The sequence below is a fragment of the Ruegeria arenilitoris genome (genome assembly GCF_013035315.1).
Taxonomy (GTDB): domain Bacteria; phylum Pseudomonadota; class Alphaproteobacteria; order Rhodobacterales; family Rhodobacteraceae; genus Ruegeria; species Ruegeria arenilitoris_D.
Genome location: NZ_WQHP01000001.1, coordinates 467,907 through 489,021, shown reverse-complemented (window position 1 = coordinate 489,021; position 21,115 = coordinate 467,907). Strand labels below are relative to the sequence as shown.

Annotated in this window: 20 protein-coding genes; 13 read left to right on the top strand and 7 right to left on the bottom strand. The window is 56.6% G+C overall.

Annotation, left to right across the window (positions count from 1 at the left end; translation table 11 throughout):
* Positions 1-2: 2 nt before the first annotated feature.
* Together GOV53_RS02435 and GOV53_RS02430 are read left to right on the top strand one after the other, a co-directional pair.
* Positions 3-1,481 carry an aldehyde dehydrogenase gene (locus GOV53_RS02435; protein WP_170464024.1) on the top strand — a complete coding sequence of 493 codons (1,479 nt, stop codon included), beginning with the start codon at positions 3-5 and terminating at the stop codon, positions 1,479-1,481.
* Positions 1,482-1,524: 43 nt separating this feature from the next.
* A complete protein-coding gene (locus GOV53_RS02430; RefSeq protein ID WP_170464022.1) occupies positions 1,525-2,391 on the top strand; it encodes an urea carboxylase-associated family protein in 867 nt (288 codons plus the stop codon).
* Here GOV53_RS02430 and argE read toward each other — a convergent pair.
* Positions 2,388-3,545 carry an acetylornithine deacetylase gene (argE, locus tag GOV53_RS02425; RefSeq protein WP_170464020.1) on the bottom strand — a complete coding sequence of 386 codons (1,158 nt, stop codon included), beginning with the start codon at positions 3,543-3,545 and terminating at the stop codon, positions 2,388-2,390. The genes GOV53_RS02430 and argE overlap by 4 nt on opposite strands.
* Positions 3,542-4,726, bottom strand: a complete 1,185-nt coding sequence (locus GOV53_RS02420; RefSeq protein ID WP_170464018.1) for a M24 family metallopeptidase — start codon at positions 4,724-4,726, stop codon at positions 3,542-3,544. The genes argE and GOV53_RS02420 overlap by 4 nt, the downstream gene beginning before the upstream one ends.
* A gap of 85 nt (positions 4,727-4,811) precedes the next feature.
* Here GOV53_RS02420 and GOV53_RS02415 point away from each other — a divergent pair, with 85 nt between their 5' ends.
* From GOV53_RS02415 to GOV53_RS02380, 8 genes are all read left to right on the top strand, one after another.
* The gene (locus GOV53_RS02415; RefSeq protein ID WP_170464524.1) at positions 4,812-5,855 is read left to right on the top strand and encodes a pyridoxal-phosphate dependent enzyme; all 1,044 of its coding nucleotides are present in this window, start codon (positions 4,812-4,814) and stop codon (positions 5,853-5,855) included.
* Positions 5,852-6,997, top strand: coding sequence for a M24 family metallopeptidase (locus GOV53_RS02410; RefSeq protein ID WP_170464016.1), 1,146 nt, complete (start codon positions 5,852-5,854; stop codon positions 6,995-6,997). Before GOV53_RS02415 ends, GOV53_RS02410 begins: the two co-directional genes overlap by 4 nt.
* Before the next feature lie 299 nt (positions 6,998-7,296).
* The gene (locus GOV53_RS21580; RefSeq protein ID WP_437436784.1) at positions 7,297-7,701 is read left to right on the top strand and encodes a hypothetical protein; all 405 of its coding nucleotides are present in this window, start codon (positions 7,297-7,299) and stop codon (positions 7,699-7,701) included.
* A 149-nt stretch (positions 7,702-7,850) separates the two neighbouring features.
* Positions 7,851-8,942, top strand: coding sequence for an ABC transporter ATP-binding protein (locus GOV53_RS02400; RefSeq protein ID WP_170464011.1), 1,092 nt, complete (start codon positions 7,851-7,853; stop codon positions 8,940-8,942).
* A gap of 114 nt (positions 8,943-9,056) precedes the next feature.
* A complete protein-coding gene (locus GOV53_RS02395; protein WP_170464009.1) occupies positions 9,057-10,148 on the top strand; it encodes an extracellular solute-binding protein in 1,092 nt (363 codons plus the stop codon).
* 70 nt (positions 10,149-10,218) lie between these two features.
* A complete protein-coding gene (locus tag GOV53_RS02390; protein ID WP_170464007.1) occupies positions 10,219-11,496 on the top strand; it encodes an ABC transporter permease in 1,278 nt (425 codons plus the stop codon).
* 4 nt (positions 11,497-11,500) lie between these two features.
* Positions 11,501-12,712: an ABC transporter permease gene (locus GOV53_RS02385; RefSeq protein WP_170464005.1), complete on the top strand. Its 1,212-nt coding sequence runs from the start codon at positions 11,501-11,503 to the stop codon at positions 12,710-12,712.
* A 160-nt stretch (positions 12,713-12,872) separates the two neighbouring features.
* Positions 12,873-14,093 (top strand): aminopeptidase P family protein, encoded by a 1,221-nt coding sequence (locus GOV53_RS02380; RefSeq protein ID WP_170464003.1) that lies wholly within the window; start codon positions 12,873-12,875, stop codon positions 14,091-14,093.
* Positions 14,094-14,114: 21 nt separating this feature from the next.
* Here the strand turns inward: GOV53_RS02380 and speB are convergent, their stop codons facing one another.
* Positions 14,115-15,089: an agmatinase gene (gene speB, locus GOV53_RS02375; protein ID WP_170464001.1), complete on the bottom strand. Its 975-nt coding sequence runs from the start codon at positions 15,087-15,089 to the stop codon at positions 14,115-14,117.
* 134 nt (positions 15,090-15,223) lie between these two features.
* Between speB and GOV53_RS02370 the strand changes: the two genes are divergently transcribed.
* From GOV53_RS02370 to GOV53_RS02360, 3 genes are all read left to right on the top strand, one after another.
* Positions 15,224-16,081 (top strand): glycosyltransferase family 25 protein, encoded by an 858-nt coding sequence (locus GOV53_RS02370; RefSeq protein WP_170463999.1) that lies wholly within the window; start codon positions 15,224-15,226, stop codon positions 16,079-16,081.
* Positions 16,082-16,172: 91 nt separating this feature from the next.
* A complete protein-coding gene (locus GOV53_RS02365) occupies positions 16,173-16,541 on the top strand; it encodes a group I truncated hemoglobin (protein WP_170425423.1) in 369 nt (122 codons plus the stop codon).
* Positions 16,538-17,596, top strand: coding sequence for an adenylate/guanylate cyclase domain-containing protein (locus GOV53_RS02360; RefSeq protein ID WP_170425420.1), 1,059 nt, complete (start codon positions 16,538-16,540; stop codon positions 17,594-17,596). The genes GOV53_RS02365 and GOV53_RS02360 overlap by 4 nt, the downstream gene beginning before the upstream one ends.
* Before the next feature lie 7 nt (positions 17,597-17,603).
* On the opposite strand, the gene GOV53_RS02355 is transcribed toward GOV53_RS02360, so the two are convergent.
* The 4 genes from GOV53_RS02355 to metA all read right to left on the bottom strand — a co-directional run bounded on the left by GOV53_RS02355 (position 17,604) and on the right by metA (position 21,102).
* Positions 17,604-18,218 (bottom strand): TetR/AcrR family transcriptional regulator, encoded by a 615-nt coding sequence (locus GOV53_RS02355; protein ID WP_170425417.1) that lies wholly within the window; start codon positions 18,216-18,218, stop codon positions 17,604-17,606.
* Between the two features lie 104 nt (positions 18,219-18,322).
* Positions 18,323-19,192 (bottom strand): polyphosphate kinase 2, encoded by an 870-nt coding sequence (ppk2, locus tag GOV53_RS02350; protein ID WP_170463997.1) that lies wholly within the window; start codon positions 19,190-19,192, stop codon positions 18,323-18,325.
* Positions 19,193-19,241: 49 nt separating this feature from the next.
* On the bottom strand, positions 19,242-20,195 hold the full coding sequence (locus GOV53_RS02345) for an alpha/beta fold hydrolase (RefSeq protein ID WP_254439145.1): 954 nt from the start codon (positions 20,193-20,195) through the stop codon (positions 19,242-19,244).
* On the bottom strand, positions 20,185-21,102 hold the full coding sequence (gene metA / locus GOV53_RS02340) for a homoserine O-acetyltransferase MetA (RefSeq protein WP_170463993.1): 918 nt from the start codon (positions 21,100-21,102) through the stop codon (positions 20,185-20,187). Before metA ends, GOV53_RS02345 begins: the two co-directional genes overlap by 11 nt.
* Positions 21,103-21,115 lie beyond the last annotated feature (13 nt).

The window sequence follows — 21,115 nt, the reverse complement described above, 5'->3', positions numbered from 1 at the left end:
TCATGGGAAACCTACCGCATTTTCAGCTTTTCATCGATGGTGAGTGGACCGAAGGATCTGAGGCGCAGGTCATGATGTCCGAAAACCCGGCGACCGGTCAGGAATGGGCCACGTTCGCCTGTGCCGCGCCTCAGGATGTCGATCGGGCCATTGCAGCCGCAAAACGCGTTCTGAACGATCCGGAATGGCGGGATATGACGCAAACCCAGCGGGGAAAACTGCTGTACCGGCTCGCGGATCTGGTGGCTGAGAACGCCGCTCGTTTGGGTGAGTTGGAGACGACTGACAGCGGCAAATTGTTGGCGGAGACGGCGGCGCAAACCGGCTATGTCGCCGACTACTACCGCTATTATGCCGGGCTTGCCGACAAAGTCGAAGGGACAGTTTTGCCCATCGATAAACCCGATATGCATGTCTTTACCACGCGCGAACCGATTGGCGTTGTCGCTGCGATCGTGCCGTGGAACGCCCAGATGTTCCTGACCGCGACCAAGCTGGGTCCGGCGCTGGCAGCTGGATGTTCTGTTGTGTTGAAGGCGTCTGAAGTCGCGCCAGCTCCGATGCTGGAATTCGCTAAGCTGATCGAACAGGCGGGGTTTCCGCCCGGCGTTGTGTCCGTCATCGCCGGGGACGCTGAGAACTGCGCCATCCCGTTGACCCGACATCCAGATGTCGACCGTATCGCCTTTACCGGTGGGCCGGAAACTGCGCGTCACGTGGTGCGCAACTCGGCCGAGAATTTCGCCGTCACGTCGCTGGAGCTAGGAGGGAAGTCGCCGGTCCTTGTGTTCGACGATGCCGATTTGGATGGCGCGGCCAATGGCTTGATCGCAGGAAACTTTGGCGCGTCAGGCCAAAGTTGCGTGGCGGGTACACGCGGGTTGGTGCATCGGTCTATCCTAAAGCCGCTTATCGAACGGATCGCAGAAAAAGCCGGTGCCATCCGTTTAGGTGATCCTTTGCACGCCGAAACCCATGTCGGACCGCTTTGCACGGCGGCGCAGGTCCGCAAGATCGAAGACACTTTGAGCAAGGCGCAAGGGCAGGGCGCCGTGATCCATTTTGGCGGAGAAGTTGCCGATCGTCCCGGGAACTACATGAACCCAACTCTGGTAGAATGTACGTCGCCCGAGACCGAAACGCTGAAAATTGAAATGTTCGGGCCGGTGATGTCGCTACTGCCATTCGACACCGAAGAAGAGGCCGTCGCCCTGGCCAACAAAACGCCTTATGGGTTGGGGTCCGGAGTTTTCACTCAAAACCTTGCGCGGGCGCATCGAGTGTCGAAACGGATCAAGGCCGGGATCTGCTGGGTGAACACTTATCGTGCGATCTCTCCGATCGCGCCGTTTGGCGGGTTCAATCAGTCCGGATATGGTCGCGAAGCAGGGGTCGAGGCGATACTGGATTACACCAGAACCAAGACGACCTGGATCAGCACGGCGCAAGAGCCGATGGCGAACCCTTTTGTAATGCGCTAGAGATGCGCAAAAGCAGGGCTATAGGGCGGGAAGGGAGGCGCTTATGAAACTTGCAAAACCAAACTTCCCGCCGCCGCAAGACGCTTCGGAACGCAAAGCGATCACGCCGGTTATCTGCTATCCGCCGGACACACTGAAGCAGCCCGATCTGGCCGCTTTGCAAAAGCTTCGCGAGGGGGCGACCAAATCTGCGGAAGCCACTGCGGCGCCCCGCGACGCGGCGTGTATCGAGGTTCCGGCTGGTGCTTTTATCCGAGTGGTTTCGGTGGATGGCCCGCAGGTCGGTGACCTGAACATTTGGAACAAACATGACCTGACTGAGCGGTTTTACTCTGGCAAAACCCGGGCTTTGCATGGCACGCATCTGTCGACCGGTGACCGAATGTGGTCGAGCTTTCCCAACATGCGGCCCATGGCAACTATCGTTGCAGATACGTTGGATTGGTATGGGTTTGATGCCTATGGTGGTTCGGTCCATGACGTGATCGGGACGCGGTGTGATCCGTATACGGGGCGTCTGCTCTCTGGGGATGACTATCACCACTGTTGCCATTCGAACCTGACGCGCGCATTGGCAGATCACTGCGACTTGCCGCTGCAAGAGGCTGAAATGCTGGTGCATGATGTGCTGAACGTATTCATGTGCACCGGTTTCACCCGAGACACCGGCCAGTACTTCATGAAGGCCAGCCCGGTTCGGCCCGGCGATTACCTTGAGTTCTACGCCGAGATTGACCTAATTGTCGGGCTTTCGGCTTGTCCGGGCGGGGATTGTTCTTCGGAGCACTCCTCGGACGTAGCGGCCTGCTATCCGCTGTTGATGGAGGTCTATGACCCCGGCAAAGACGCACGCGCCGCTCATGTGCAACCGGATCGATCAAAGTACGACCGCTCGCACGGGACCACTTAGCCCATCAGGCGGCGTCCCAACCGGTTCAGCATTCGGCAACACAACTCCAACTGTTCGATTTCTAGAAATTCGTCGGCCTTGTGCGCCTGTGCAATTGAGCCCGGTCCGCACACTATCGCGTGGACGCCCAGTTTTTGGAAAAGCCCAGCTTCGGTGGCAAAGGCGACAACACCGGTTCCATTTGCGCCCGTCAGTTCTGCAACCAGATCACGGGCCTCGTTGTCCTCCATGGTTTCAAGGCCTTCGACCTTGGCGACGGCTTCTTGCGTGATGCTTGCCTCGTTGTGAACTGCCTGCATCGCGGGCAATAGAGAATGCTCGACGTAGTGGTCGAGCGTACTTTTGACGAGATCCGCATCGCTGGCCTGCACGGGGCGCATCTCCCACGCGACCTCTGCCTTACTTGCGATGACATTGTGCGCAACGCCGCCTGAGATTCGTCCGATATTGACTGTTGTCCAGGGCGGTTCGAACCTGCTTTCGGCTGGGGCGCGCGACTTGAGAATATGGCGCAGCTCCAACAGTTTTCCGATATAGCGCGCAGCGTACTCCGCAGCATTCACGCCGTCATCGGGGGCCGAGCTGTGCCCCTCCAAACCAGTGAACCGCGTCGTGTACTCAAAGCAACCTTTGTGACCCTCGATCACCCGCATTTCTGTCGGTTCGCCGATGATGGCGATGTCTGGAACTATGCCACGCTCGGACAGATCATTGACGAGGGTTTGCGCGCCAAGACAGCCGACTTCTTCGTCATAGGTAAAGGCAAAGTGTAGCGGTTGGGTTAGTTTGCTGGTGTCTAACGTTTCGCCAAAGGCCAGAGCAGCAGCGACAAAACCCTTCATGTCGCAAGTGCCGCGACCGTAGAGCTTGCCGTCGCGCTCGGTCATCTGAAAGGGATCGGAGGTCCAGTCCTGATCGGCCACCGGAACCACATCCGTATGGCCGGACAAAAGGATGCCGCCCGGCATGTCGGGCCCTAACGTGGCAAACACATTGGCCTTTGCGCCGGTTTCATCACGGGTCTCGATACAGCGCGCACCCAGCGTTTCCAACCGTTGGGTCAGATAAACGATCATGTCCAGGTTCGAGTCCGCCGACACTGTTTCAAAGGCGATTAGGTTGGCGAGCAATTCTTTGGATCTTTGTACGCTCATGGCTTAACGAACAGCTTTCTGGGGCGATTGCAGAAACACTCGGCAGGCCCGGTTTCAGTGATCAGGATCGACTCGGTGATTTCAAGACCCCAATCGTCCATCCAGAGGCCGGGCATAAAGTGAAAGGTCATGCCGGGCTCCAATACAGTCTCATCCTCGGGGCGTAGGGAAATCGTGCGTTCACCCCAGTCCGGTGGATAGCTGAGGCCAACCGGATACCCGCACCGCGCGCCGCGTTCGATACCGGCCCGCTCCAGTGGTGCAGCCAGCGCTAACGCAATATCGCGTGCCTGATTTCCGGCGCGAGCGGCGTCCAGACCGGCCTCCAGCCCCTCGACCAAAGCAGCTTCGGCCCGCAACAGATGTTCGGGCGGATCACCCAGAAACACGGAGCGGCAGAACGGTGTGTGATACCGGCGATAGCAGCCGGACAGCTCAAAAAACGTGCATTCACCCGATTTGAACGGCGCTCCATCCCATGTCATATGTGGGGCGGCAGCGTCAGCACCGGACGGGAGCAGGGGAACGATGGCCGCGTAATCGCCCCAATCGCTACCAACCCCGGTGATCGCATCATGGTAGATTTGCGCGACAATGTCATTCTTGCGCATGCCCGGTTCTATGCGGTCCAGAACACCATCGATCACATGTTCGGAAATCCGAGCGGCCTTTCGCATCAGGGCGATTTCTTCGTCGGATTTTACTGTGCGCTGCCAATTCACCAGCGCGTTTGCATCGATCAACTCCGCCTCTGGGAGTTCCGCTAGCAGCGTCAGATGCGCCTTGGCTGAATAGTAATAATTGTCCAGTTCAACGCCGATACGGCCTTTTGCCAAACCTAATTCTGCAATCAGTGTGGCGAGGTCCTGCATCGGGTGGCGAACCGTCGATTGTACATATTCGTCCGCATAGCAATGGATGCGCTCGTCCGACATCCAAACCGTTCTGCGTGCCCCGTTGGCATCTTGATTTCGCCCCCACCAGATCGGGTCGGCATCGTGCAGGATCAGAACCCCTTGGTGCACATAGAACGACCAGCCTTCATAACCGGTCAGCCACGCCATGTTCGACGGATCCTCGACAAACATCGCGTCGAGTCCTGCGGCAGACATGGCAGCGCGCGTCTTGGCCAATCTGCGGTCGTACTCGGCGCGGCTAAAGGCCGGATCAGCATGGGGCATTATGGGTTCCTGTCTGGGGCGAGTTCTGTTGACAGAACTTGACGAATACGTTCACGTCAATGGGCATCACAGGGAAGACCCCAAATTGAAAATCTCATCCAACCCCTATCGCGGCGGTCCCAAGCTGATCGACTGCGCTCCGTGTCCTTCAATCAATGTCGCAAGAGCATCGGAGTTGATGGCGCGTTGTTTGCCCTCTGACGAAACCCCTTTGGTGCAGGTCGACGGACTGGCTGAGGTAGCTGACCTGTGGGTCAAGGATGAACGTGGTCGGATGGGGCTGGGGTCGTTCAAGGCGTTGGGCGCGGCTTATGTTATCGCACGTCACGCCGCAGATTTGGCCGTGGCACCGAATGACACCACTCTGTCCGGTCGTACATACGTGACCGCCAGTGCGGGCAACCACGGCTTGAGCGTCGCGGCGGGCTCAAAGAAGTTCGGCGCAAAAGCCGTCGTCTACATTGCGGAATCTGTTCCGGAGAGTTTTGCTGATCGCCTTCGGGCGCAATGTGCTGAAGTTGTGCGAAGCGGCGCGGATTACGCCGCCAGCATGGATGCGGCTAGCCAGGCTGGACAGGAAAATGGATGGACCTTGCTGTCTGACAGTTCATGGGACGGCTACTATGAACTGCCGCATACGTTGATGGAAGGCTATCTGAAGATGGCCGCCGAAGCTGCCGAGCAATGTCCGGAAACTCCAACACATATCATGCTGCAGGCCGGTGTCGGCGGTATGGCCGGAGCAGTGGCTGCTTATGCGCGCAAAGTCTGGGGGGATGAACCTCAGATCATCGTGGTTGAGCCCGACTCAGCACCCGCGCTGCAGGCGAGTATCGATGCAGGCGCTTGCGTCTTTGCGGATGGTCCCGACAGCATTATGGGGCGTTTGGACTGCAAGGAACCATCGTTGATCGCGTTGAACGGGTTGGCGCGCGATGCGGACCGCTTCCTGACGCTGAGAGATGACGAGGTTGCGCGTGCGTTGCCGGCTATGGCGAACGCGGGCATTGCCACAACGGCGTCCGGAGCGGCAGGCGTTGCCGCCGTTATGAATGCCGATGTGCGCTCCGCTTTGGGAATTGGCCCGGATGCGCGGGTTTTGTGTATTCTCTCCGAGGTCCCTGAATGAGGGGGTTTGACGCGTCAGAATTTGCGATGCGCATGGAACGCGCGCAGAATATGATGCGCGACGCCGGCCCGTCAGCGTTGTTGCTGACCACGGAACCCGAAATCCGATATTTCACCGGCTACTTGACCCGTTTCTGGGAAAGCCCGACGCGCCCGTGGTTTTTGATCGTACCCGCCAGTGGCAAGCCAATCGCAGTGATCCCGTCGATCGGGGCCGCGCTTATGGCAGAAACCTGGATAGACGACATCCGAACTTGGGCCGCTCCGGACCTGACAGATGATGGCGTCAACCTTTTGGCCGATACCCTTCGCGAGGTCACTCCAACTGGCGCCAGAATTGGGTTGCCCGACGGACATGAAACGCATGTGAGAATGCCGTTGGCGGATTTTCGGCAATTGCAGGAAGCGGTCGGTAAGCGCGATCTGTGCAGTGATGAGGGAATCGTGCGGGCGCTTAGAATGGTCAAGTCTCCCGCAGAAATCGCCAAAATCGAAACGGCCTGTTCCATTGCCGGGCGCGCATTTCATCGCGTTCCCGAAATTGCTGGTGTGGGTGTTGGGCTGGATACAGTTTTTCGCCGGTTCCAGATGTTGTGTCTCGAGGAAGGCGCGGACTGGGTGCCTTATCTGGCCGGCGGCGCGGAACAGGGCGGGTACACGGACGTGATTTCTCCGGCAGCCGATACGCTGTTGCAGCAAGGTGACGTTCTGATGCTGGACACCGGTTTGGTCTGGGACGGATATTTCAGCGACTACGACCGCAACTGGTCGATCGGCCCGACCAGTGCACAGGTTCGCAGCGCTTATTCTGCACTCATTGAGGCCTCGGACGCCGCATTTGACATCGCCCGTCCGGGTGCGACTGCCGCAGACCTGTTTCAGGCAATGAACTCGGTCCTTTCGCGCCACGATGCCGATACCGGAGCAGGGCGGTTGGGGCATGGTTTGGGTATGTCGCTTACCGAATGGCCATCTTTGATTCCAACCGATCACACGGTGCTGAAACCCGGTATGGTTCTGACCCTCGAACCAGGGATTGCTGTTGGTGGAAAGATACTTGTTCACGAAGAAAACATTGTCATCACCGATGGGGCACCTCGCTATATCAGCCCTCGGGCATGTCAGGAGTTGCCCGAGATATGACGCGCCTGGCTTATTCAATTGATGCCGACGACCTGACCGCATCCCCGATGGGGCTGATCGTTTTGCAGACCGACGAAACGCTAGAACCCGAGTTCTCCGCGTATTTTTCGGACCGGACTTGCCCGATTTACGTGTCCAGAATTCCCAGCGGCAAAGAGGTGACGACCAACACTTTGGCGGAAATGGAAACTGCGCTTCCGGTTGCTGCCGACCTACTGCCCAAAACCCGGCCTTTCCGGGTCGTTGGGTATGGTTGCACTTCTGCCAGTTCGGTCATTGGGTCAGAGCAGGTCGAGAGAATGGTGCAGAAAACCTGCGATGTTGCGATTGTCACGAACCCATTGCGGGCGGCGGCAGCCTGCGCGCACGACCTCGGTGTCGGAAAGTTCGCCCTATTGTCTCCATACATTGAAGAAGTGAACGATCCCATCCGCGAGGCCTTTGCGCGAAACGGTATTTTGATGGATGTTTTTGGCACATTCGGCGAAGCTGAAGAGGCCAGGGTTGCCAGGATATCCCGGCAGTCCCTGATCGATGCAGCGACGAAGCTTGGACGGGAAAAATCGGTTGAAGCTGTTTTCATAAGCTGCACCAATTTAAGAACTTTTGATATTATTGATGAGATTGAAGAACGGTTGCAAAAACCTGTCTTGACCAGCAATCAAAGCCTTGCGTGGCACATGCGCAAGTTGAACTGTGACTGAGATTTACGCATTGGCATACTCAATCGTTACACGAGTGACATATTTTGGTTGCGTGCTGCGCCCCGCATGTCCTTAAATGGGGCGGACAGGTCCTTGAGATCCGGATGAACCGGGCAGGCAAGGACCGCACAGGGGAGACAATTCGGTAAATGTCAGATGACGCAGCGTTCGTCGAGTTTCAGCATGTCCAGAAATCATATGATGGTGAGATCCTCGTTGTAAAAGACCTCAACCTTTCCTTGCCGAAGGGTGAGTTTCTTACAATGCTTGGGCCTTCGGGGTCGGGTAAAACGACTTGCCTGATGATGCTGGCAGGGTTTGAAACGGCCACTCATGGCGAAATCATGTTGGACGGACGTCCAATCAACAACATCCCACCGCATAAACGTGGCATCGGCATGGTTTTTCAGAACTACGCCTTGTTTCCGCACATGACGGTGGCCGAAAACCTGTCCTTCCCTCTGGAAGTGCGGAAAATCGGTAAGGACGAGCGGGAAGAAAAAGTCAGGCGCGCGCTGGACATGGTTCAGATGGGGGCCTTTGGCAGTCGCCGACCGGCGCAGTTGTCGGGCGGTCAGCAGCAGCGGATCGCGCTGGCACGTGCGCTTGTTTTCGAACCCGAGCTGGTTCTCATGGACGAACCTCTGGGCGCGCTCGACAAGCAACTGCGGGAACATATGCAGTTTGAGATCACGCGCCTGGCGCACGATTTGGGGATCACGACCGTATACGTGACGCATGACCAGACCGAAGCACTGACGATGTCGGATCGGGTGGCGGTATTCGATGACGGACGCATTCAGCAGCTTGCGCCACCGGATTTGCTGTACGAAGAGCCGGAAAACAGCTTTGTCGCGCAGTTTATCGGTGAAAACAACACGTTGGAGGGTGTGGTTAAATCTATTGACGGTGACACCTGTGTTGTGGCTCTGGACGATGGATCCGAAATTGACGCCAAGCCAGTCAATGTGCATTCGGCTGGTGAGCGGACCAAAGTGTCGATCCGGCCTGAGCGGGTCGAGTTCAATAAGGACCGCCTGCATGCGGATGCGCACACACTGAAGGCGACCGTGAAAGAGTTCATTTACATGGGCGACGTATTCCGTTTCCGTCTGTCGGTTGCGGGTAACGACGACTTTATCATCAAGACACGAAATGCTCCGGATGCGGTCAGGCTTTCACCGGGGCAGGAAGTCGAAATCGGCTGGTTGGCGCAGGACTGTCGCGCGCTCGACGCCTGAGACCGAGAAACGACCCGCGTCGTCCGCCCGGGCACGTGGGACAATCAGATGATCGGGTTGCCCCGTGACCCGGTCTTCAAAGTTAAAATTAACGGGTATAACAGGGAGTTAACAATGAAAGTTACTAAAACCACTCTTTTGGCAAGTGCGGTTGCCGCTATTGCCGGTGGCGCAATGGCCGAAGAGATGACGATCGTCTCGTGGGGCGGAGCTTATTCCAAGTCGCAGCTCAAAGCGTATCACGAGCCCTATTCGGAAAAGACAGGCGTTACCATCCTGAACGATGACAGCTCGGCCGAAGCGGTTGCCAAGCTGCGAGCGATGAACGAAGCGGGCAACATCACCTGGGATGTTGTGGATGTGGTTGCTGCGGACGCCATCCGTCTATGCGACGAAGGTCTAGCGATGGAGATCGACCCGGACACCATGTTGGCCCCGGCACCCGATGGGACATCCGCAGCTGATGATTTCGGCGACCTGCTGGTTAGCGACTGCTTTATCCCGCAAATCGTCTATTCAACCACGTTCGGCTATCGTACCGATCTGGTTGGTGACACGCCGCCGACCGATGTTTGCGCCGTGTTCGATCTAGAAGCTTACCCGGGCAAACGCTCGCTGGAAAAGCGTCCGATCAACAACATGGAATGGGCTCTGCTGTGCGACGGCGTTGCAAAAGATGACGTCTATGATGTTCTGGCCACACCGGAAGGTCAGGATCAGGCCTTGGCCAAGCTCGACACCATCAAGGACAGCGTCGTCTGGTGGTCTGCCGGTGCCGACACGCCTCAGCTTTTGGCAGATGGCGAGGTCATCATGGGCTCGACCTACAATGGTCGACTGTTCAGTGTGATCGAAGAGCAGAAGCAGCCCGTTGCTATGCTGTGGGATGCACAGGTCTTCGATCTTGATGGCTGGATCATTCCCGCAGGTCTGAGCGAAGAACGTCAGAAACGCGCGCTGGACTACATCATGTTCGCGACCGACACACAGCGCCTGGCCGATCAGGCAAAGTGGATTTCGTATGGTCCTGCACGTGCGTCCTCGGCCCCGTTGGTCGGTCAGCACGCTGAACTGGGTATCGACATGGCACCGCATATGCCGACCGACCCGGAAAACGCCAAGAACACGTTCCTGTATAACTATGAGTTCTGGGCAGACTACCGCGACGATATCGACGCCAAGTTCCAGGCCTGGCTCGCGCAATAAGCGTTTGCTCTCATGAGACTGTCGGGGGCGGCTCATCGCCCCCGACCCAAAGAGTACCCAAGGGGCACTGATGACTGACGCCACCCACCAAAACACCGGTCCAATGCTGGCCGCTGATGGAACGCCGCTCAAGCAATCTCTGGCGCGGTCGCTGCGACGACAAAAGCTACGAGCCCTTATGCTGATAGCACCGTTGCTCCTGTTCGTTATGTTTTCCTTCATCATACCGATTGCCTCAATGCTATTTCGGTCGGTGGAAAACGGCATCGTGCAAGAGATTCTGCCCCTGACAGTCGAGGCGTTGCAAAGCTGGGATGAAAACAGCGGTGAACTGCCGGATGAGGCTGTGTTTGATGCCTTTGTTCGCGACATGGTGGTTGCAGTTGATAACAAGACCCACACCCGCTTGGGCTCGCGTCTGAACTACGAAGAAACCGGAATGTCTTCGATGTTCCGCCGCTCGGGTCGTAAGGTCGGCAAACTTGACCCTGAAACCGACGGGCCGTTCAAAGACCAGTTGATCGAGATTCATGATGGCTGGGGCGACCCAAAGACATGGGCCGTCATCAAGACCCATTCGCCCGCCATCACCAACGGTTATTTCCTGAACGCTGTCGACATGCGCCGTACCCCTGAAGGGGCGGAGGCTCAACCCGAAGATAAGCAGATTTTGATCAAGCTGTTCGGTCGGACGTTGTTCATGTCTCTGGTCATTACCGGGTCATGCATATTGCTGGCCTATCCGATCTCTTATCTGCTGGCGAACTTACCGATGCGTGTTTCTAACATGCTTATGATATTGGTTTTGTTGCCATTCTGGACATCCTTGCTGGTGCGGACGTCGGCGTGGAAAGTGATGCTGCAACAACAGGGGGTGATCAATGACACACTGGTTTGGCTGGGGCTTGTGGCAGATGACGCGCGGCTTGTGATCATCAACAACCAAATCGGCACGATCATTGCAATGACGCATATCCTGCTGCCGTTCATGATCCTGCCGATGTATTCGGTGATGCAGACGATCCCGCCGTCTTACACGCGCGCTGCCAAATCTATGGGGGCCACGAACTGGACGACTTTCTGGCGGATTTACTTCCCGCAATCGATACCAGGTATCGGGGCAGGGTCGATCCTCGTGTTCATTCTGGCGATTGGCTACTACATCACACCCGAGATCGTCGGCGGCACCAAGGGCGTCTTCATCTCGAACCGGATTGCGTACCACATCTCGTCCTCGCTTAACTGGGGACTGGCTGCGGCGCTGGGGACGATCCTGCTTGCGGTCGTTCTGCTTCTCTACTGGTGCTACGACAAGATCGTGGGCATTGATAACGTCAAGCTGGGATAAAAACATGGCTGCACTTACTCCTATATCCCGCAAACCGTTGTCAGTGGTCCTACCAGCTGTCGCCATCGCAGGAGGCTTTGTCGGCATGTTCGTCGGTGCCGGGCAGGGCAACGTCCTGCTTGGCATTCTGATCGGCGGTGCTCTGATGGCAGGGCTTGCCTGGCTCTACATCACAATTCTCGACAACGAGCGGATCGCGCGCTGGATCACAATACTGGGCATTGGCGCGATCGGCTTTTTCTTTGCCGGAATGACGGGGCTGATCGTCGGGCTTTTGGTGGGGTGGTTCTTTGCCTTCTTCATCTTTTGGCTTTACGAGGGGCGGTACCGTCAAAAGCTGCTGCCCTACATGACTGGTGGTCAGGTCCTCTGGCACTATACCTTCCGGGTGATCTGCGGGGCGATTTTCGTGTTCCTGATCACCCCTATCCTTGTGGTTCTGCCGCTGTCCTTCAACGCCCAGGACTTTTTCACCTTCACGCCGGAGATGTTGCGGCTGGACCCTGAGGGGTATTCGCTGAAGCACTATCGTGATTTCTTCACCAACAATGAATGGCAACGCAGCTTCAAAAATTCGCTGATAATCGCTCCGATTGCGACCGTCATCTCCGTGACACTGGGTACCCTCGCTGCGATCGGGCTCAGCCAGTCCCACGTTCCGGGGCGTCGGGCCATCATGGGCATCTTGATCTCGCCAATGATCGTACCCCTAATTATCTCAGCCACCGGAATGTTCTTCTTTTACAGCGACATCGGGCGTTTTCTTGAAGGCACGCTGGGGATGGATAAGAACTTTGTCGGCTATATCAAGGTCATCCTTGCGCATGCAGTGCTGGGTATCCCCTTCGTGATCATTACCGTGACGGCCACTCTGGTCGGCTTCGATCAATCGCTGACGCGGGCCGCCGCAAACATGGGGGCCGGTCCGGTCCGGACATTCTTCAAGATCCAGATGCCGCTGATCCTGCCCGGTGTGATATCAGGCGGGCTGTTCGCCTTCATCACGTCTTTCGACGAGGTTGTCGTGGTGTTGTTCGTTGGCTCAGCCAGTCAGAAAACACTGCCGTGGCAGATGTTCACCGGCTTGCGCGAGCAGATCAGCCCGACAATTCTTGCGGTTGCGACCATCCTTGTCGTGATCTCGATTGCCTTGCTGACAACCGTCGAGTTGTTGCGTCGTCGGTCGGAACGTTTGCGGGGTCTCAGCCCGGCTTGACGCGACTCGAAAGCTGATTTAGCGATTTTATCATGCACCTCGGTCACGATGGCGTCGTGACGCAAAGCGGGGGGCATGGCTCTCGGTTCCCGAGGCCGCTTGTCCTGAACGCCGGGACTTGTGGCCGGGCGATGCCTGTCCGGCATTGAGGAGAGACCAAATGACTGATTTGCAAAATCGCCCCGAGTTTTTCATCAGCCACAATGGCGACAAAGCCCCGCTGCCATTCAGTAAGGCGGAATATGCCCGCCGTCTGGCCAGTTTGCGTGCGACGATGGCAGCGCGTGATATCCCCGTTGTGCTTCTGACGTCGATGCACAACATCGCGTATTATTCGGGTTTTCTGTATTGTTCGTTTGGCCGCCCGTATGGGTGTGTCGTGACACAGGATGCCTGTACGACCGTGTCCGCCAATATCGACGCGGGGCAGCCGTGGCGGCGTTCGGTTGAAGAGAACGTGATCTATACCGACTGGAAGCGGAACAATTACTGGCGCGCAGTGGCGAGCCTGATTGGTTCGGTGGGCCGGATCGGTATTGAAGGTGATCACATGACGCTTGCCATGCGTGACACCGCGCTGGACATTCTGGGTGTGCCGGAACTGATAGATATCGCACCAGATACGATGGCCGCGCGTATGGTGAAATCCGCTGAAGAGATCGAGCTGATCAAGGGCGGCGCGCGTACGGCGGATGTGGGTGGCGCGGCCATTCACGCAGCCATCCGCGAAGGAGCAACCGAGATCGAGATTGCAATGGCCGGTCGTGACGCGATGGAGGCGGAAATCGCGCGTGCCTATCCGGACGCAGAATACCGGGACACCTGGGTTTGGTTCCAATCCGGCCTGAACACCGATGGAGCGCACAACCCCGTCACCAAACGCGCGCTGGAGAAAGGCGATATCCTTTCTCTGAACACTTTCCCGATGATCTCGGGCTATTACACCGCACTGGAACGCACCCTGTTCCTGGGCGAGCCTGATGCGGACAGCCTGCGCATCTGGAAGGCCAACGTTGCAGCACATGAGCTGGGTTTGAGCCTGATCAAACCCGGCGCGACCTGCTCTGGCATCTGTGAAGAAATCAACCGGTTCTTTGCCGACGAGGGCCTGCTGCAATACCGATCGTTCGGCTACGGGCACTCCTTTGGTATCCTCAGTCATTACTATGGCCGTGAGGCAGGTTTGGAACTGCGCGAGGACATCGACACTGTTCTGGAACCCGGTATGGTCGTTTCGATCGAACCAATGCTGTGGATTCCGGAAGGTCAAAAGGGCGCCGGCGGATATCGCGAGCATGACATTCTGGTGGTCGAGGAAACCGGCGCTGAGAATATCACCGGCTTCCCGTACGGGCCAGAACACAACACGATTAGCGCGTAATAGATCCGGCAAGAAGGGCGTTCAGCTCTTCTTGCCACGCTCGTGGAAGATGAACCCGATAAAATTCAGTAGCACTTGAGCGGCCAGAATCTGGGTACTTTCTGTCGGGTCGTAATTCGGCGCCACTTCAACGAGATCAATGCCGACCACGTCTCCGCGTTTTGCCAACCCCTGCAAGATTTCCAGCACGTCATAGTAAAGAAAACCGCCGTGGCTAGGGGTTCCGGTGCCAGACGCAATGGAGGGGCAAAATGCATCTATATCAATAGTCACATAGTATCGCGCGCTTTCTGGTATGCGATCCAATACCCCTTCGGTACCAAGCTTGCGCACTTGCCGCACAGACAGGATGTCTGATCCTCGGGCCCGGGCGTCTTCGTAGCCTTCTTTGGCGGTCGAAGATACGTTTCGAATGCCCAATTGGGTCATGCCGGAAACATAAGATTTCTCGATCGCGCGCCGCATTGGGTTCCCATGCCCGGCAGTTACACCGTGCCGTTCGTCCACGAAATCCAGGTGTGCGTCAATTTGGACGATGTGGATTGGCCCGCTCTTTTTACAGTCCTCCTGGAAGGCGTTTATGCAAGGGATGTTGACCGAGTGGTCTCCGCCGATTGTGATGGGCAGGGCGCCCGCGCTCAGCATCTTTTCGACACCGAACTGGATGTTTGCGTGGCTTTCGTCGGTCTTGGTGTGGATGATATCTGCGTCGCCTATGTCGACCATCCGAACGGAGGCATCCAGGTAAGTGGCGTCATCTTCGTGGTCATAGGCCCCTGCATGTCCAAAACTGAATAGGGTCGACGCTTCGCGCACGGCACGAGGTCCAAACCGGGCACCGGAACGCCATTGAGTGCCGAAATCAAATGGCGCACCCATGATGGCCACATCGGCGTCGATTTGGTCCCAATCCTCGACATACGGCGATTTTCCGAACGTCGAAATCCCCACGAATGGTAGGTTTAGGCGACCACTGGCATAGCCATGAGATGTCATTACATGATTCCCGTTTTTGAATTGCCTTCTCAACTTAGACGGCAGACCTACAGTTGGATAGGAAATCGCAAATACCCGTCGATCATGCGCGGGGTTGATCGCAAGCATCGGCGGTGTGTATCTGGCGAGGCCGCTTGAAAGGAAACGCTTTGGGACGTTACGAATTGCCAGCAGATACCGGTGCTTGTTACATCAACCTGGATCGGGTCCCGGCACGCCGAGCCTTCATGGAGGCGCAGTTTGCACACTCCGGATTGACGAGCGCCACTCGGTTCAGCGCGATCGACGCGCAGGATCCCGACGCGCTGATCGCTAATGGCTATGTCCCCGGAACCGGCAGCCGGTGGGGGCTGAAAACAAGTGAGATCGCCTGTTTCGAAAGCCACCGTTCCGTTTGGAAGGCGGCTGTGGACCAAAATCTGCAGGCCGTGGCGGTCTTTGAGGATGACGTCGAAATGTCCGCACAGGCAGGTGCAGTTATTTCGGCGCTGCTGGCTGATGCCGGGGCCTATGACATGGTTAAGCTGGATTATTCTCCACGACTGCTCCGTTTTGGGTCCGAGACAAACATCGCAGGCGTGCCCGTCCGTCCTATGCTGGAAATGGCCCCTAGCGCCGCTGCATATGTGCTGTCCCATGAAGGGTGCCGTATGCTATTGTCTTGGTCTGAACGTTTCTCAGATCATCTGGATGACTTCATATCGATCCCCCGGCCTAACTGGCGGATGTATCAGTGTTTCCCTGCCGTCGGCGTTCAGATGATCTGGTCCAAACAGCAGGATCACACGGTCGAAGAGGTCAAGGTCAGCGAACGGTCGCAGGACCGCAAGATCAACAGCGGTTTGGACAAGGGGCCGGCTTGGTTTCGCATCCGGCGCGAACTGTTGGCCGCTCAGCGCAAACTGTATTGGCGTATGGGCGGACAGAAACGTTTGCTGCAGAGCGGTGGATTTGTGGGCTTCATCCCCTGCGCTGAGGATCTGCAGGTCTGAAACTGCGCGCGATTCCGTCATAAGCGTTAACAAAACTGTCAATATGATATAACCTTGTGACGTTAGTGCTGGGTAACGCTTGGGTTTCGGTGTGGGGCAAACGATTTACGAACGGTATGGCGGGTTCAAAACGATCAGTCGGGTCGTGATGACATTCTATGAAATGGCCTTGGACTCGGAACAGATCGGCGGCCATTTCGAAGACATAGACATGCCGCGCCTCATCGACCATCAGACCAAGTTTGTCTCATCTCTGGTAGGGGGGCCAGCCTCTTTCAGCGACGACAGGATTGAGGCGGTCCATCGACATCTGAACATATCGCACGAGGATTTTGATGAAATGGCGGCGCTGTTCAGCGAAGCGCTTTCAATGCACGGAATGGAAGACGCGCATATCAAAGTTGCCTTGGATGCCATTGAATCCAAAAGATCAATCATTGTCACACGGGATGCCGCATGAGCATTCTGGCCATAAACGAACAACTGCTGCGCGCGATAGGCGTTGGTGTTGCGGTTGTGCGTGCCTCGGATTTGACATTTGTGTTTCACAACGGGCCTTTTGCAGAGTGGTTTGGTGCGCCCAGCGATGAGCAGACCCTGATGGACTATTTTCCCGGCCTCGACGCAAAAGAGCTTGAGGACGTTAAACAGTCAGGACTGCGCTATTCGGTCGAGTTACAGGTCAAACCCAAGCGCCGAACGCTGATCTTTGCAGTTGCGGTGTCTTTGGCAAAAGGGATTACCGAACAGCTGCTGGTGGTCGAGTTCCAGAACATCACCCGTATTCGCGAACTGGAGAGTATGATCGACAGCTACTCGACCATGGTCGAGCGCAACACGCGCGAGTTGGAACGTGAAAAAGAACGGGTCGAGCGGCTGTTGCTGAACCTGATGCCGCGGGCCGTGTATGAAGAGTTCAAGACCTTTGGCGTCGTGACACCACAGCTATTTGATCAGGTCTCGGTTGTGATGCTGGATTTCGTTGGTTTCACGGATTTCGCGGCCAAAACCGATCCGACGGTTACGCTCAGCGAGCTCAATGACATATTCACCGCCTTTGACCGGATCGTTGAACAGTTCGGGTGCGAGCGGATCAAGACCATAGGCGACGCCTATCTGGCGGTCTCAGGGATGCCTGATCCCACTCCGGATCATGCCACGGCGGTGGCTCATTGTGCGGTCCGGTTCTTGAGGTACCTGGAACGGCGCAACGAAAGCCATCCGCACAAGTGGCAGGCGCGCGTGGGTCTGGGTATGGGGGCGGCCGTGGGATCGGTCGTTGGTATTCAGAAATACGTTTATGACGTGTTTGGACCGGCGGTTAACATTGCCTCTCGGCTGCAAGTCTTTGCAAACCCAATGAATATCGTGGCCCCGGAAGAAATGAAATATGCTCTGATCGACGAGTTTCAGGTGTCGGACCTGGGGCCTGTCGATATCAAGGGCATGGGCGAAATGGATTTGATTAACGTCACATCCGGGCTCAGCATGCCGTCGCCCAGACCGATAATTTAACCAACGCTCATTCGTCCTGCGGGACCAGGCCAAGCCCGCGCAGATAGATACCGATTCCACTCTCTAGCAAGTCCTCTGGCGAGAAGGGCGAGCTTGCACCGGTATTTCGCGCATAAAGCTCGACTACGCCGTGGCTCATGGCCCAGATATGTGCGCTGAACATCGAGGCAGGCGGGCGTTTTTCCGGCGGAATATGTTGCGACAGATCCGCAGCGGCTTTTTCCAACACATTGCGCGCCCGGTTCGCAGCCAGCGACAGTTCCGGCGTTCGGTTGACCGAGATACCGCTTTCGAACATCGCGATGTAGTGCCCGGGATGTTTTCGGGCAAAGGCCAGATAGGCGCGGCCCGTTGCCTCGAAGGCTGCCAGTGCCGAGGGCTGGCCCTTGTCATAGGCGTATTGCATCAGATCCGCGAACATCTCGAACCCCTGACGTGCCGCTTCGGCGATCAGATCCTCGCGACCGTGGAAGTGGCGATACACGGCAGCCGGAGTGACGCCCGCGGTTTTTGCAGCCTCGGACAGGGTAAAGCCGGTCGGCCCCTTTTCTTCGATCAGCGACAGCGCGGCCTCGATCAGGGCTTGTTTGAGATTGCCGTGGTGATACCCGCGTTTGGTCATGCCTGTGTCACGAGCCCTTTTTGTTTAAGCCTTGGAGAGCCAAGAGATAATTCACGCTGCGCCATTCGTCCAATGCTCAGCAGGGATGGGGCACGGAAATGTCATCACGCCTCCCAAATTTCGGGGCCACCACAGATCAGAGGATCGTTCTTGCCAATCGCCTTCTTGTCCTTCTCGTCATAGTCCAGCGCGTGCAGGACGGTTCGAATGGCGGCAAGCCGGGCGCGCTTTTTGTCGTCCGAGCGAACAATGGTCCACGGGCAGTGATCCGAATGGCTGCGCGTCAAAGTCTCTGAGATGGACTGCGTGTACTCATCCCACTTGCTAAGGCCCGCAACGTCAATTGGGCTGAGTTTCCATTGCTTTAGCGGGTCTGTCTCACGTGCCAGAAAACGGTTCAACTGTTCCGCGCGCCCGACGTTGAGCCAAAACTTGAACAGCTTGATCCCGTCATTCACCAATCCGGTCTCTAGCGGCAGGACCTGTCGGAAAAACCTTTCACGCTCATCTGTTTCGCAAAAGCCGAAAACGTTTTCCACTACACCGCGATTGTACCAGCTGCGGTCGAAAAACACGATTTCACCGGCAGCCGGCAGGTGTGGAATGTACCGTTGGAAATACCACTGACTGCGTTCAGTATCGGACGGTTTGCTTAGTGCCACATTGCGGGCGCCTCGAGGGTTAAGGTTTTCGCGAAAGCGTTTGATCGTACCGCCTTTTCCTGCTGCGTCACGCCCTTCAAAGATGATTGCCACGCGGTGGTCGGTCTCTTTGACCCAGGATTGCATTTTGACCAGCTCGATCTGCAGCAATTCCATCTCTTGCTCATAGTCCTTACGCTTCATGCGTTCGTCGTAAGGATAAGATGGGTTCAGGATGTCGTCCTTACCCGCCTTTTCGATGGCTGATCGCACCTCTTTTGGCGCTTCTTTTCGAAAATACTTTTCAATGGAACCTTTTTCGGAACGGGTCATGGTCTACCTCGCGATAAAATCCAGTTCCAACTATGGATTAGCCGCAGGTTTAACGCAAACCCGCTCGTTCAGCCGCGCGTTCGATTGCCGCCGCAACTTCGGGGGCAGCAACAACCTGCGGCATATGGCCGATCCCCGGAAGCTCGATCAGTTCAGCGTTGGGGATCTGTTCGACCAATTGTTCTGCGTGCCAACCAAAGCTTACGGTCGTGTCCGCGGTTCCATGGACAACCTCGGTTGGAACAGAAATCTCACCATAGCGGGGTTGTAGGGCACGGACCTCGTCCAACAGGTTTGCCCGCTGCTTAGCATTGGCATGCATTGACGCGCGTCGCATGGTCAGGCCAGGACCGAAGTGGTCCGAATAGCCATCGGGTGCAGTCTGAGGGGCAAAGACCCGATCCAGCGCCTGCTCGACATACCATTCAGGTACAAAAGCCGTGATCAGCGGCAGGGCCAGCGCGTTCCCGGTTGGCGTGGACGCAAGCTTGTTGAACCCATCCAAAGGCGTTTCCCAAGGGATCGCCGCAGGCGCGATGAGCACCAAGGCCGAAATATTCTCGGGCCGCGTCACAGCCCAAGCCAAAGACACAGACCCACCATAGCTTTGACCCGCCACAATAGGCTTGTCCGCGCCCAGTTGCGCAGCAGCTTTTTGTAGGATCAGTGCTTGCTCTTCAATGGTTTCCCCGGTGGGATTGAAGCTGTCGCTATACCCTAGACCCGGGCGATCAAAGACGATCACCCGGAAGTTTTCTGCCAGGATCGGGGCCAGAGCAAATGTCATGTCGCGGGTGTTTCCGCTGGACCCGTGAATCAGAACCACATCCGGCCCTTCGCCCATGATCTCGGCGTGTACTGCGACGCCGTCGACCACAACGATCTCGCCCTCAGGCGGAAAACTGGCCTCGGCCGCAGCTTCGTTTTGTGCGGCCCGCCAAGCGGTCAGCACGATCAGACCCGTCACAACCAGGCCGAGGGCTATGAGAACTTTAACGGCCAATGTTATCCATGTTGAACGGTGTGGACTGATAGATCTCGTTGATCCAGTTGCCATAAAGCAGGTGCGCATGGCTGCGCCACCGGTTTTGCGGCGGCTGCGAAGGATCGTCGTCGGGGTAGTAGTTCATCGGAACATTGATCGGCGTCCCATTGGCGACGTCGCGGTCATATTCCTGCTTCAACGTATCGCTGTCATATTCGAAGTGATTGAAGATGTAGATCGCGCGATGCTTGGAATCTTCGACCAGACAGGGGCCGACTTCATCACTGCCCAGCAATGTGGTCAGACCATCAGCTGCGTCGATCTCATCCTGTTTCATCTCTGTCCAGCGGCTGACCGGAATCACACAATCGTCAGAAAACCCGCGCAAAAACGGAGACGCCGGGACCTGATTCTGATGGCGGAAACACCCGAACGCCTTTGCATCCAGCATGTGTTTTTGGACGCCGTGGAAATGGTTGATCATCGCCATCCCACCCCAGCAGACGCCGAATGTGGAATGAACGTTAGTCTGGGTCCACTCGAACACTTCGGTCATCTCGTCCCAATAGGTGACGTCATCGAATTCCAGATGCTCGATGGGCGCACCGGTGATGATCAGACCGTCGAATTTCTGATCCTTCACATCCTGGAAAGGCTGATAGAACTCGGCCATGTGATCGGCAGCTGTGTTCTTAGTGCGATGCTCGGTCATGCGGATCAAAGACAGGTCAATCTGCAGCGGAGTCGCTCCGATCAGGCGTGCGAACTGGTTTTCGGTCTGAATCTTTTTTGGCATCAGATTCAGCAGGCCGATCCGCAAAGGCCGGATGTCCTGACGCATCGCCTGATCCTCAGCCATGACCATGACGCCCTCTTTGGTGAGAACGTCATATGCAGGAAGGTCGGAAGGAATCTTGATCGGCATCAGGTGCAAGCCT

What these genes read in the sequence shown, in the direction of transcription:
- GOV53_RS02435 (WP_170464024.1), top strand. Translation starts at nt 3, where the DNA reads ATGGGAAACCTACCGCATTTTCAGCTTTTCATCGATGGTGAGTGGACC.
- GOV53_RS02430 (WP_170464022.1), top strand. Translation starts at nt 1,525, where the DNA reads ATGAAACTTGCAAAACCAAACTTCCCGCCGCCGCAAGACGCTTCGGAA.
- argE (WP_170464020.1), bottom strand. Translation starts at nt 3,545, where the DNA reads ATGAGCGTACAAAGATCCAAAGAATTGCTCGCCAACCTAATCGCCTTT.
- GOV53_RS02420 (WP_170464018.1), bottom strand. Translation starts at nt 4,726, where the DNA reads ATGCCCCATGCTGATCCGGCCTTTAGCCGCGCCGAGTACGACCGCAGA.
- GOV53_RS02410 (WP_170464016.1), top strand. Translation starts at nt 5,852, where the DNA reads ATGAGGGGGTTTGACGCGTCAGAATTTGCGATGCGCATGGAACGCGCG.
- GOV53_RS21580 (WP_437436784.1), top strand. Translation starts at nt 7,297, where the DNA reads ATGGTGCAGAAAACCTGCGATGTTGCGATTGTCACGAACCCATTGCGG.
- GOV53_RS02400 (WP_170464011.1), top strand. Translation starts at nt 7,851, where the DNA reads ATGTCAGATGACGCAGCGTTCGTCGAGTTTCAGCATGTCCAGAAATCA.
- GOV53_RS02395 (WP_170464009.1), top strand. Translation starts at nt 9,057, where the DNA reads ATGAAAGTTACTAAAACCACTCTTTTGGCAAGTGCGGTTGCCGCTATT.
- GOV53_RS02390 (WP_170464007.1), top strand. Translation starts at nt 10,219, where the DNA reads ATGACTGACGCCACCCACCAAAACACCGGTCCAATGCTGGCCGCTGAT.
- GOV53_RS02385 (WP_170464005.1), top strand. Translation starts at nt 11,501, where the DNA reads ATGGCTGCACTTACTCCTATATCCCGCAAACCGTTGTCAGTGGTCCTA.
- GOV53_RS02380 (WP_170464003.1), top strand. Translation starts at nt 12,873, where the DNA reads ATGACTGATTTGCAAAATCGCCCCGAGTTTTTCATCAGCCACAATGGC.
- speB (WP_170464001.1), bottom strand. Translation starts at nt 15,089, where the DNA reads ATGACATCTCATGGCTATGCCAGTGGTCGCCTAAACCTACCATTCGTG.
- GOV53_RS02360 (WP_170425420.1), top strand. Translation starts at nt 16,538, where the DNA reads ATGAGCATTCTGGCCATAAACGAACAACTGCTGCGCGCGATAGGCGTT.
- GOV53_RS02355 (WP_170425417.1), bottom strand. Translation starts at nt 18,218, where the DNA reads ATGACCAAACGCGGGTATCACCACGGCAATCTCAAACAAGCCCTGATC.
- ppk2 (WP_170463997.1), bottom strand. Translation starts at nt 19,192, where the DNA reads ATGACCCGTTCCGAAAAAGGTTCCATTGAAAAGTATTTTCGAAAAGAA.
- metA (WP_170463993.1), bottom strand. Translation starts at nt 21,102, where the DNA reads ATGCCGATCAAGATTCCTTCCGACCTTCCTGCATATGACGTTCTCACC.